This is a genomic window from Deltaproteobacteria bacterium, from assembly GCA_011375175.1.
In the GTDB taxonomy this organism is placed as follows: Bacteria; Desulfobacterota; GWC2-55-46; order GWC2-55-46; family DRME01; genus DRME01.
This window is the reverse complement of the sequence record DRME01000050.1, coordinates 24,609-36,083: the sequence shown is the minus strand read 5'-3', so window position 1 is coordinate 36,083 and position 11,475 is coordinate 24,609. Positions and strand designations below refer to the sequence as shown.

The 11,475-nt window shown below is 65.2% G+C and carries 14 protein-coding genes; all 14 read right to left on the bottom strand.

Annotated elements, in window-relative coordinates; translation table 11 throughout:
- Window positions 1-141 precede the first annotated feature (141 nt).
- Window positions 142-1,026, bottom strand: a complete 885-nt coding sequence (locus ENJ37_03890) for a hypothetical protein (protein HHL39624.1) — start codon at window positions 1,024-1,026, stop codon at window positions 142-144.
- Window positions 1,023-2,675, bottom strand: a complete 1,653-nt coding sequence (locus ENJ37_03885) for a hypothetical protein (GenBank protein ID HHL39623.1) — start codon at window positions 2,673-2,675, stop codon at window positions 1,023-1,025. Before ENJ37_03885 ends, ENJ37_03890 begins: the two co-directional genes overlap by 4 nt.
- Window positions 2,676-3,053, bottom strand: a complete 378-nt coding sequence (locus ENJ37_03880; protein ID HHL39622.1) for a hypothetical protein — start codon at window positions 3,051-3,053, stop codon at window positions 2,676-2,678. It lies immediately after the preceding gene.
- 8 nt (window positions 3,054-3,061) lie between these two features.
- The gene (locus tag ENJ37_03875) at window positions 3,062-3,484 is read right to left on the bottom strand and encodes a hypothetical protein (protein ID HHL39621.1); all 423 of its coding nucleotides are present in this window, start codon (window positions 3,482-3,484) and stop codon (window positions 3,062-3,064) included.
- Window positions 3,485-3,649: 165 nt separating this feature from the next.
- Window positions 3,650-4,132 carry a hypothetical protein gene (locus tag ENJ37_03870; GenBank protein HHL39620.1) on the bottom strand — a complete coding sequence of 161 codons (483 nt, stop codon included), beginning with the start codon at window positions 4,130-4,132 and terminating at the stop codon, window positions 3,650-3,652.
- Window positions 4,133-4,307: 175 nt separating this feature from the next.
- The gene (locus ENJ37_03865; protein HHL39619.1) at window positions 4,308-5,171 is read right to left on the bottom strand and encodes a hypothetical protein; all 864 of its coding nucleotides are present in this window, start codon (window positions 5,169-5,171) and stop codon (window positions 4,308-4,310) included.
- 6 nt (window positions 5,172-5,177) lie between these two features.
- A complete protein-coding gene (locus ENJ37_03860) occupies window positions 5,178-5,834 on the bottom strand; it encodes a hypothetical protein (protein HHL39618.1) in 657 nt (218 codons plus the stop codon).
- 96 nt (window positions 5,835-5,930) lie between these two features.
- Window positions 5,931-6,200 (bottom strand): hypothetical protein, encoded by a 270-nt coding sequence (locus ENJ37_03855; GenBank protein HHL39617.1) that lies wholly within the window; start codon window positions 6,198-6,200, stop codon window positions 5,931-5,933.
- Complete coding sequence (locus ENJ37_03850; GenBank protein ID HHL39616.1) at window positions 6,197-7,564, bottom strand: phage portal protein; 1,368 nt, start codon at window positions 7,562-7,564, stop codon at window positions 6,197-6,199. Before ENJ37_03850 ends, ENJ37_03855 begins: the two co-directional genes overlap by 4 nt.
- Window positions 7,561-8,829 carry a hypothetical protein gene (locus tag ENJ37_03845; protein ID HHL39615.1) on the bottom strand — a complete coding sequence of 423 codons (1,269 nt, stop codon included), beginning with the start codon at window positions 8,827-8,829 and terminating at the stop codon, window positions 7,561-7,563. The genes ENJ37_03850 and ENJ37_03845 overlap by 4 nt, the downstream gene beginning before the upstream one ends.
- On the bottom strand, window positions 8,750-9,193 hold the full coding sequence (locus ENJ37_03840; GenBank protein HHL39614.1) for a hypothetical protein: 444 nt from the start codon (window positions 9,191-9,193) through the stop codon (window positions 8,750-8,752). Before ENJ37_03840 ends, ENJ37_03845 begins: the two co-directional genes overlap by 80 nt.
- Window positions 9,194-9,265: 72 nt before the next feature.
- Entirely contained in the window at window positions 9,266-9,514 is a 249-nt protein-coding gene (locus ENJ37_03835) for a hypothetical protein (protein ID HHL39613.1), read from the bottom strand.
- A gap of 389 nt (window positions 9,515-9,903) precedes the next feature.
- A complete protein-coding gene (locus ENJ37_03830; GenBank protein HHL39612.1) occupies window positions 9,904-10,170 on the bottom strand; it encodes a hypothetical protein in 267 nt (88 codons plus the stop codon).
- An 805-nt stretch (window positions 10,171-10,975) separates the two neighbouring features.
- Window positions 10,976-11,434: a hypothetical protein gene (locus tag ENJ37_03825; protein ID HHL39611.1), complete on the bottom strand. Its 459-nt coding sequence runs from the start codon at window positions 11,432-11,434 to the stop codon at window positions 10,976-10,978.
- Window positions 11,435-11,475: the final 41 nt, after the last annotated feature.

Below are 11,475 nucleotides of genomic sequence, written 5' to 3'. Positions count from 1 at the left end.
GGTACTCGACGACACCCGCCGGCGGCGCCCCCTGGAGCGCCGCTTCCGCCTCTCCCGCCGCTCTCGCCTCGAAACGCACGCCGAGACCCGTAAGCACCCGCTCCATGTTCTCCGTCACCGCCCTTATTATCTCGCCGCCGGTCATCTCCTTGCAGCCCTCACGGTCCTGTACGTCGAGGCGGTCTCCCCGCCCGATATGACGCCGTCGTCACCGTAGTCGTACTTGAAGCGGAGCGTGGAGAACGCCTCGTCGGCCTTCTTTTCGTAGGTCCGCCACATCTCCCACCAGAACCCTCCGTCGTCCATCACGAGGCCCTTGCACGCCTCGGCGACGGCCAGGTATATATGAACTTCCCGCAGGTCGTAAGGGTCGAGGATGAGCGACGCCCTGGCGCCGAGCCCCGAAAGCCGCTGTTCGATCTTCTCGAAGGCCCGGTCTATCTCGGCCGTGTAGGAGCGGGTGAGTACGTAGCCGTCGGTCGTGATCGCCGCGGAGAACGGCTCCACCGTGACCGTTCCGCTCGCCGCGTCGAAGGCCGTGACGGCGCGGGTCTCGTCCTTGTCGACCGAGTAGGCGAGCCCGCCGGTGAAATAGTCGTCTCCGTAACGTCTGAGCCCGGCGTCCACGATGGTCGTCGTCGATCCGCCCTGGGCCTTGCCCGTGACCTTCCAGCCCGCGTCCCTGAGCTGCGGCAGCTCGGCGATGAGATCGTCGTCTGTTATGACCTTGACGAGCTTTGAGCGCACCACGTCGTAGAAGAGGGTGAACTCGTAGGAGGCGCCGTCGTGGACGTAGGAGATCACCGCCCTGTAGTCGACGGCGGCGAGCGAGTTGTCCCCGGCGCTCAGGCCGTAAGAGAGGAGTCCGTCCGCGCCTATGCTCATGGCCGCCGCGTCCACGAGCTTATCGGTACTCGACGGCCTGTATACGGTCACGGTGGCGGAGGAGGGTACTATTTTTCTGTTGTTTTCGTAGACATGGGTTCTCAGTGTTCCGGCCATGCCGACAAGGAACTGCTGCTTCATCTCTTCACCGCCTTCATGGATTTCTTCCCGACGACGACCCTCGATTCATTCCGCCCGGTCACCACACGGGACGCGGGAGCGTACGGCGACGCCGTCGGTATGAAACCGCCGGACGCCGGGCTGAAGACCGAAGGCCTCTTCACCGCGGTCACGGCGTCCCACAGCGCCGCCGTGACTACGGCCGATGTAGAGAGGGTGAGCGCCGATACCGCCGCAGAAGCGCTCCAGCCCCCCGCCCCGATGAGCGCTCCGCCCGTGACCGCCGGAGCAGCTACACCCGCGGCGGCGGCCCGGGCCGCGCTTCCCGCGAGCGCACCGCCAACACCGGAGGCGGCCGGCACGCTCCCCGTCGCGGCCGCGACCGCCGGCGTGACCGTCACGCCGCCGGCGGTGCTGACCGAGGCACCCTGGACCGCGGCGGCGGAAGCCACGGGCCCTGCACCAACCAGCGCTCCACCCGACACGCCGGGCGCCTGGGGCGAGGTCGAGACACCATGGCGCGCCGGGGCCGCAACCGCCCCGGCGCTGACCGAGGCGGCCGCCGCAGCCGTGGCCGCGACCGCCGGGCCCGCCCCGATGAGCGCTCCGCCCGTGACCGCCGGAGCAGCCACACCCGCGGCGGCGGCCCGGGCCGCGCTTCCCACGAGCGCACCGCCGGCCACGGAGGCGCCCGGCACGCTCCCCGCCGCGGCCGCGACCGCCGGCGTGACCGTCACGCCGCCGCCGGCGCTCACGTACTCGTCGGCCCCCATGTCCCAGGGCGCGGAGCGCGTGTCTCCGTCGATGTCGTCCGTGAAGAGCGACGAGAGGTCCGCTCCCGCGCCGACGGCGTCTGCCGTGCTCTTGAGATGGAGGTCCTCCGAGCCCGACGTGACGGAGACGAATTGGTTCGCCGCAGACTTGTTCGTCAGGTCGTTTGCGCCGCCCGTGGCCGTGGCCGTGTCCGAGAGGTTGTGGTCCGTGCCGGCGCCCCAGGACCCGCCGTTGACCTCGAAGGGAGCGGTCTTCGCGCTGACGGCGATGGTGTTGCGCACCACCGGAGCGTTGCCGGCCCTGAAGACACCGTACTCGCCGCCGTAGGACGTGCAGTTGGATATCTCGGTACCGTCGGTGGCGGGGTAGAAGTTGTAGTAGAAACCCCTGGCGATGCAGTTACGGGCCGCAAAGGTGTTTGCGCCCCCCGCCGACAGCCACGTGAATCCCTGCGCCGAAGTGCCGGGCGCGCCGCTCGTGTTCTCGGCGATGCACCGGTTGAAGACCACGTTGTCGGCGTCCACGCGAAAGCCGTTACTGTTGGCACCCGTGGTCGTGGCATAGACGCCGTCGACCTTGGTGTAGGGGGCGTCGACCTCGAGGCAGACGCTCCAGCTGGCGTTGCGAAGAAGCGTGTACCCTCCGGGCCCGGAGGACCAGTCGCCGCCGTTGTGCTGCTCCGGCGCGGGCACGCGGATATGGACGTAGCGCGTCGAATCGACCGTCCATGCGCCCGCTATGGTGACGGGCGCGCTCGTGTCGGTGAAGGCGTAGCACTCGGCGACGGCTATCTCGTCGGCCGTCACCAGGTCGCGCTGCTCGCCGGCCTCCCAGGCGGCAAGGGAAGTATAGTCGCCGCCCGAGGCCTTGACCGTCTTGACGACTTCGGTTGCCACCTACCCCGTCCTCCCGGTCTTGTCCTCTATGAAGGCTTCGCTTATCTCCGGCACGAGCCACTCGCTCTTCCCGACGGCATCCATCATGCCCGCGCCGAGACGGCGCATGAAGTCGAACCTGTAGCGCCTGCGCCTCATGACGCGGGATTCGGGACTTGCATCGAGCGGGTCGTAGAGGGGCTCGGTGTAGCGGCGCGCCCTTTCCACCGGCAGCCCCGGCACGCGGACCACTAAGAACTTGGGCAGCGCCTCGTCGCGCCCCCACCGGTGGCCGTCGGGGGCCACGGCCACCACGTCGCCGCGCTTGTAGCAGCCCGTGCGGTCCTTTGCCGGGTCGGGATGGGAGGCGTCGACGGCCTTTATGAGGAACTCCGCCACCGCCGCGCCTACGTGAGGTTCACGATGCCCTCGGCGTTCCACTGGATGGTGAAGTCGCCGCCGGAGCTCGTCTTGTCGGCCCCGAAGTCCATGTAGCAGATGAGCGGGCTCGTCGAGGGCGCGCCCGTGTCCTTGTAGAGCACGGCGCCCCGGGCCGTTATGGTCGAGTTCGCCCAGGTCACGTCGTCGGCGTCGAAGACCCCTTCGTTGTCCACGTTGTCCTGGGTGACCGTCTTGTTGGCGAGGGCCGCGCCGCCGGCCGTGTAGCCCGCGCCCGTCACCTCGCCGGTCACGTCGCTTTTGACCGTGTGGAGGTCCTGGTCGGGCACATACGACGAGTCCACGAGCATGACCTTGATCGTGTCCGCGCCGAGGTCGATGGACCCGTTCATTATGTCCTTCTTGAATGAGTTGTAGATTACGTCGGGCATTGCGCCACCTCTATCTCCTCTTCCTTCTGTTGTCCGTCTCCAGGGCCGCCCTCCGGGCCCTGCTCTCCATGGTCCGCCTCTCGCGGCCCGTCGGGAGCCTGCCGGTGGTCCTGAGGGCGTGCCTGTACATGCGGGCTACGACCCTCTCTACGGCCTCCCTCTCCTTCATGACTCCTCCTCCATCGCCCGGCCGGAACTCCTTTGCGCAAGCTCCCGCCTGAAGGCCTCCAGCGCGGACTCCGGCACGCTGCGAAGCTGCCGCGCCCGGCCGTCGGGCCCTTCGATATACTCCCGGGGTATGGGCTCGGGCATGGAGAGGAAAGCCCCGGCAGGCACCCTCACGCCCCGGCGCGCAAGTCCGCGGTGGCTCCTGAGGGCCGCCTCCATGCGCCTGAGCAGGGCCTCGTCCACCGCCGCGACGGGGACCCAGCCGTCGAGCCAGTAGCGAAGCGCCGCCTCCTTGAGCTCCCTCACCCTCACGGTCCTTATGCGGCGGCCGCCGCCTTCGTACTCTATGAAGCGGCCGTTCCACATCCAGAAGTCTTCGAGCTCCTCGCCCCGCCACCCCAGGCATACCATGCCGTCGCCGGCCAGCGGTATGTAACCCTTCTTCCTCGTACTCTCGACAAGACTCATAAGTCTCTCCATCGTATGTGCGGCGGACTTGGAGCGGATATGTCCGCCTTGCCATCGTCCCCCCGTCGAGTCGCGGCGCTCTCCCGGAGGCCGGGCCGACCTCCGGGAGAGCGCCGCGCAAGGGAACCGACGAACAAGGGAGCTTGAGGGGACCTCTTCCGTGGAAGAGGTCCCCCGAAAAGGCGCCCTACTCGTGGTCCGTCACGATGGCCACGCCGCCGTCGGCCTCCGGGTTGACGCACTCGTCGCCGTAGACGGCGGTGACGACGATCTCGGTTGCCCGGAGCGACGCGTCGCGCTGGAACTCGGTCCTCGCACCGGTCTTGAGCACGTAGGCGAGGCCCGAGCCGTTGCCCGCCGGCATCATCACGCCCTGGCGGTCCGCGCCTGTGTTGACGGAAGCGCAGTTGGTGCTCTTGAAGACGTCGATGCCGTAGAGGCTTGCAAAGGCCCCCAGGTCCGCCGCCGGAGCCGAAGGCCCGCCCCATATGGCCCCCGTGGTGCTCGAGAGCGCCGTCCGCAGGTCGCTCACCTGGATGGGATGGAGCACGCAGACGAAAGGCCCCTTGGCGTTGCCGCTCTCGAGGGTGTAGATCGCCGAGAGGAAGTCGGCCTCGCTCATGTCCACGCCGGTGGCTCCCACCGTATTGGTGAAGTCGCCCACCTCGGCGAGCAGGTCGGCGTCGATCTTGTTCGCCAGGGCCTTGCCGAGCTCACGGGCGTAGGGTTCGAGTCCGCCGAACCCCGTGCTGTTCAACAGCATATCCGTCACCGTTATCATGATGCCGGCCTCGTCGGCCGTGACGGATACGGAGGTGGTGTTCACCGCCGTGTTGCCCGCGTCGGTCCCCTCGGTGAGGTCCGAGGCGCTGAGCAGCGGCCACTTGGGGAACTCCACCGTAAGGGTGCTCTCGTCGCTTATGTCGGCCACCCTCACAAGGGGCGGCATCACCGCCTCGCCGTAGGCCGCGTCTATGACGAGCCTCGACACTATCTCCGCGGCCACGAGCTCTCCCGCGCTCGCGGCCGCCGTGGTTACCTCGTTAGCCATGTGGGATCATCCTCCTTGCTGCTGTCGTCTCATGCGGCGCGCCTGGACGAAAGGGTTCTTCACGTCCTTGAAGGTGTAGCTCCTGCCCGAAGCCCCCTGGACGCTCACCCCTTCGGCCATGAACCTCTCGAAGTCCTCGCGCGGCATATTGCGCCAGACGGTGTGGTCCGAGAGGTCGTAGCGACGGCGCGCCTCGGCGAACCTCGCTCCGCCCGAGCCTGCGCCCGCGGCGCCGCGGGCCCTCAGGTGGTGCGGTCGTTCGCTGAGCCAGCGGTCTACGTACTCGCCCAGGGGGACGCCGCCGCTCTTTCCGTCCTCGACGTAGAGTTCGCCGCCCGGTCCCTCACTCACGTGGGGAGCGATGAGCGATGCCACCTCGTCCGCATCGACCACGTCACGACGCGAGACGGCGCTCATGACGGCGGCGCGCCTCTTCTCCCTCCTGAGCCGCTCTATCTCCTTTTTCATCTCGGCGACCTCCTCGGAGGTCGTCTTCGCCGAGCGGGCCTTTGCAAAGGCCCGTCTGTAGGCCTCGTCGATGAGCTCCTGCACCTTGTGCTGCTGCTCGGGCGAAAACTCCACCCGGCCATGCTCCCTCGATGCGCCTCCCTCTTCAGGGCCGCCGCCCCTGTGAGCCGTTTTCGGTTCGTCAACCTGCGTCATCTCGCTACCTCCTCGGTTTTCTCTCCAGTCTCCCCGCATCTCAAGACCCCGCCACGAAAAGGGAGCGCTGCGGGTTGAGCGCCCCCCCAGAGCCTCTCAGACGAGCGTCTTCCTCTCGCCGGCAAGGAAGGCTCCGAGGCGCTTGCCGTCGAGAAGCGCTCTTACCACGGCGGTGCAGACCATGGCCTTGTCCTCGAAGGAGAGGCGCCGCCAATCGGTCCCGTCGGCTACGGCCACGATACGGCGGCGCACCTCGTTCCACAGGGTCGTGGTCATGTGGAGCGCCGTCGTCCGGTCAATGGCATGGAGCCTCACGAGTTCGTCGGCGGCGGCGCGGGCCCTGTCCTCTACAGTCGGGTTCTTCACTTCTCACTCCTTGTCTTCCCGTCTCCGCCATCTATCTCGGCCACGATGGTCTTCATCACGGACTCGTCGAGCTTGGGCAGGGCCGCCCTGACGATCTTCTTTTCGATCTCGCGGTTGAAGGTCTCCGAGGCCACGGCGGCGGAACGGGCCTTTATGGCGACGTCGAGGTCCCGGTCGAGGTCGCGCACCGAGAAGTCGTCGGGATAGTCTATGCGGCCGTCGAAGCTTACGCCCTGCCAGCGGGCCCAGAGCTCGAGAAGGGAGCTCTCGGCGTGTTCCGTGTTGTCGGCCTTCTCGCTCAGGAGGGCGTGGAGCTGCTGGTGTTCGAGCTCGAGGGCCACGCCGCTTCGCACACCGCCGAAGTCCTCGGTGGCCTTGACACCCCCCATCTTGGCTATCCTGTGGATCTCGTTTATGTCCTGGCGGACCCACTCGCGTATCTCGGTCAACGAGGAATGAGGGGGCTCGAGCCAGTAGGGGCGCGAGTTGGGCTCCGAGGGGTCGAACCCCAGGATGTTGCGCGGTCCCACCTCCTGCTCGTCGACGCCCGGACCGTAGGGCACGGCCAGCATGGGAAAGGCGGTGTTCTCGATTATCTCCTTTGCGTCGCTGCACAGATAGTAGATGTTCTTGTTGATGTCGGCTATGTCCTGGAGGTCCGAGACGCCTACCATTGCCGTGCCCGAGCGCTTGTTGTAGAGGTTCACCACCGGCACCTCGCCGAGGGGGTGTTCGCCGGCGTCGACCAGCACGGCATCACTCGATTTCGCCTCGAGACGCCAGAGCTCCCAGCCGCCGCGGCTCCATATGCGGTAGAGATCCCGGCCCTCGCGGATCTTCACCGCGTCGAGGACCGTGCGTCCCGTGGGCTCGCGCACGTAGGACCAGTCAAGGAGGTTCTCCGGCGTCACGAGCGTCACGTAGGGCCTCAGGTCGCGCTCCACGGCCTCGGCCATCGTCGCGGCCTCGAGCGGCGGCTTGTCCACAACTATCGACACGCGGCCGTATATGGAGGCGAAACGCTGGGCGTCGCGCATGAACTGGGCAAACGACGAACCCTCGAGGTCCGCGTTTCTCAGGAAGCGCTCGAAGAGGGGGTCGCCGGTGAGGCTCCCGAAGTCGCGCACCGCCTTGCGCCTGAACAGATGCGACACGAAGATGTCCACTATGGGACCGCAGTAGTTGTAGTAGTAGCTTATGCGTTTTCTCCGCTCGTAGTTGGCGGCGCTCTCGAAGGGATGGCGCACGAGATATCCGCCCGACCTGTAGAGGTTGCCTCCGAAGTAGGAGTGGAGGAAAAAGACCCAGGAATCGATGTTCGCATCGTAGTCGGGGTGGGTCTTGAGGAGCTGCTTCTTCGTCATTTGTAGAACCTCCCGCCCCTGTCCGGCCTGAAGCGCCGCGGGGCGAATTCGCGGCAGAGGAAGTAGCCGAGCGCGTCGGAAGCGTGTGTCCTGTCGCGCTCGCTCTTGTCGAGGTCCATGGAGTCGCCGTTCCAGCACACCGTCTCGAGGTCGCGCACCAGCATGCGGCAGCGTCCGTTGATCCGCAGCCGCACCTCGCCGCTGCTGCTCCTGAGCATGGCGTTCAGGGTGTTGACCCTGTCCTTGACGGCGGGGTTGGAGCGCGCGACCCTCTGGTCCGTGAAGCCGAGCTCGGCGAGGATGGCGTAGTCGGTTGCGCCGGTCGTACTCCTCGCGCTCCCTGCGGCGTCTCCGTATACGCGGAATCCCCCGGCGTGGCCGCCGTAACGGGCGAGTACTTCCCGCCCCATCTCCATTGTGCTCGTCCCGCGCAGCACCACCTCGTCGAAGACCCGGACCATCGCACCGTCGGTCTGCGCCAGTTCCCAGACGCAGGGGTCGACGTTGAAGTCGCAGCACAGGCATATGGGAAGGCGGGCGTCGATTTCCACGGTGTCGTCCACGTGCAGGCTCCTGTCGAAGGGATAATAGACCCTTCCCGACGCCACCTCGAAGCTCGCCTCGTACTCCTGGCGGAAGGTCCTCTCGTCGAGGTCGCGGCGGGCGGCGGCGACCTCTTCGGCCGGGAGTATATCGGCAGAGGGCCAGTGGTAGTAGCCCCACAGCGGGTCCCCTGAGCTGCGCGCATAGTCGGCGAGGTCCTTGAAGTGGTTCAGACCGTCGGGCACGCCTGTGAACCAGCACCAGCCCTGCCGGTCCGACAGCGCGGGCCGCACGCTCGATCTCCAGACATCGGCCTTCATGTCGGCGTACTCGTCGAGCACGCCGCCGTCCCAGGGAGTGCCTTCCATCCTCTCCGGCCTGTCGAGTCCCACGACCCAGAGCTCGGAGCCAAGGTGCGTGACGATGCAGAGTTCGCTCTCGTAGACGCGCGCCGTCCATCGGCGCGGCACCAGGGCCTTGAGGTCCTTCCAGAAGATGCGTTTTGCCTGCTCGCGGGTGGGAGCGGCCGCAAAGTAGCGGGGATCGGGCCACGGCTTCCGCTCGGTGAGCGCCACGACGAGCCTGCGCTTGGCGAGCTCGGTCTTGCCGCTGCGCCTGCCGGCCGCGACGACCTTGAAGCGCCTATTCTCCGTCCAGAGCCTGTGCTGCTCCCTGTGAAACCGTAAGGCCTTCCATCTGGGCGGCAATCTCGTCGCTCTCACTCAAAAGCTCTTTGTAGAGGTTTTCGTCCAGCCCCCACAGGCGGCTCTCGCCCTTTACTATGGTGGCCACGATCTCGCCCGCGAGCTTGGCCGCCTTGAGCTCGTCGAGACGGTGCTTGGCGTCGCTCCTCTTGAGGGCCCTCACGAGCGTGCTCTTCACGTCACGCCAGAGTCTCCTGTACTCCTCGAGGATGTCCTCGTTGGAAGGCGGGGCCCCGCCTGGAGCGACGCGCCTGGTCCAGCCCTCCTTGCGGGCCCGCCTTCGCACGGTCTCGGCCTTACATCCGTGTCTCCCGGCCAGGGTCTCGAAGCCGAGCCCTTCCCTTTCATACTCATCCCTGACTCTGCGCCACTCTATAGCCAACAGTCACCCTCGCAGTCGTCGAAGAGGCGGCCTCCACGGGGCGGCGCCGCTCCTCTCCCCTCCGAGCCTTGCTCAAACGTCGCAGCCCCTTCCGCCGTCGAGCCTTTCGAGTCCATCGTGATCGACGCATCCCCTGAGTCTGTAGAGACTCAGGTAGACACGGCCGCACTCTTCACAGCGCTCAGGCCCCCTGAGCAGCACCCGTTCCCTGCCCTTGGGATGGTGGCGCAGCCAGTCCTCCGCCTCTCCTGCGTGGAGGAAACCGCCGTCGTAGTTGCCCATAAGCCCGCACCTCCTTGTCTCGGTTTGCTCGAACTTCATGATATGGTGTTTTTTTTCTACCCCCTCTCTCATAAGGTCCCGACAGTACAGGGAAAAAGCGGCTTTTTTATTCTACCCCCGCAACACTCCCGCCCCGTCCCTGCAACGGCCGCAAGCCGCAAGAGGCAAAAAAAAGCCCCCTCCCGCGCGGTGCGCGGGAGGGGGCTTCACGGTCTTCGCCCTCTGCGGCGGTTCAGGACTCCGGATCCCTGGTAAGCCAGAGGTGGCCGTTCCTGCTGTATGCGTCGTCAGCCTCGATGCGGAGCTCGCCGCCTGCGGCGCAACCGAAGAGTTTGAGCTCCTCGAGCAGATCGCCCATCGTCTGATACTGCCTTATGGTCTTGTACTCCGTCCACGATAGTTTTCCGTACTCCGGAGCGCCGTGGACTTCAATGCTTCTGCGCCTCTTTCTGTGCCCTTGAAGTCGCGATCTTTTCTTCCGCCCTGTAGAGGATTTCATAGGCCCTCCCTAAAGATATTCTGTGGCTTGCGGCCACGACCTTCATATGGGTCTTCCAGTAGTGGTATTCCACGAAGACGGCCCTCTCCCTCGGCGTCAGCTCCGCGAGGGGCCAGAGCAGCTCGCGAAGCTCCACCCCCTCGCCGTCGAGGCTTCCGTAAAAGTTGTCGGCATCTATCCTTCTGGAGTCAGACAACGCAGGGTCCCCTTGATGCAAGGAGCGCCGGAAGACGGCGACCGCCCTTGCCAAACGAGAGGTGCATAATATGCACACATCTTTACAGACAAAACACCGTGGCGCACACCCCGGCTCCCCATGCCGACGGATTTCAGAGTAGAACGGAGGCGGCGGAGTGAAGACGTCCCGCACCAATAAGCTTGTATTCCGAAGAGACAGGGAAGCCCTGATTGACTACGCCGGGGAAGCTTTCCGTAGAAGGGCCACAGGCCCGCGCTCCCCCAAGCCCCCCTTCAAAGACGTCCGCTCCCTTTCGGACTTTCCTGGTTTTGCAAGCAAAATCAGGAAAGTCCGAAAGCATTAAAAGTTTCTGGAAGGAGTCCGAGGGAACGGTGGGTCTGCGACCCTCTTACATACAGGTTCCCCCGGTGCGACAAATCAGAGTCTCCATAGAGGAGCTGCGCCCCTGCCGGGACACAGCTCCCTTACGGATAGGGCTCTGCACTCACCGAAACGCAAGCAGAACGGCCCGCAATTGTTTTAATAAATTGTGTTATATTATACAGCAGATGAATGTTCTTGTCAAGCACTTTGTTACAGGGAGGATCGGCTATGCCGCGCAAGCACGAGAAATGCAGGGTGTTTCCGTCGCCGATTGAACTGTTCGTGACAAGCGCCGGAAAGGAGGGGTGGAAGCGTTAAACTACAGCTTACAGGGCCGCTGCCCGTGAGATGAAAGGGTTGAGACGGACCGGGACGGAAGAGGTGGCGGCGCCTCCTTGCGTCCGTGCGCAAGGAGGCGCCGCCACCGATGGCATGGAGATCAGTAGAAGTCGCCCTCCTGGAGCACCACCCCTTCGATCCAGTACTCGTTGAAGGGGAAGTAGTCCTTTATGGCGCCGTCGCTTACGAGAAAGACTATCTCCTGGCCCTTGAGACCCGATATCTCCACACCGCTTGCGTCCCTTATGAATACCCTGTATTCGATATGGACGTTATAACGGTTCTGGCCGTTTATATTCTCGTAACGGAGGAGATCGGAGCGTACGAGCCCGCGCTTTACGATACCGGTGGGATGGATATCGACGGCACGGGAGAACTCATGCTGGAGCCAGGGTACGATGGTGGACTCGTAGACGAGAAACTTGTCCGGCGCGGCAGGCTTTATCGTCCTCCAGAGATTGTGCCCCCCGTCGCCGAAGACGGTCGTCGATGCGGCAAGTACCAGGAGCACCGCAATTGCCGTTATATGCCTTCTCATGAGGTTCACCCCCTTCTCCACACCGATACAGGGCACAGTCTCTGTGATCGCTTCAGCATTCC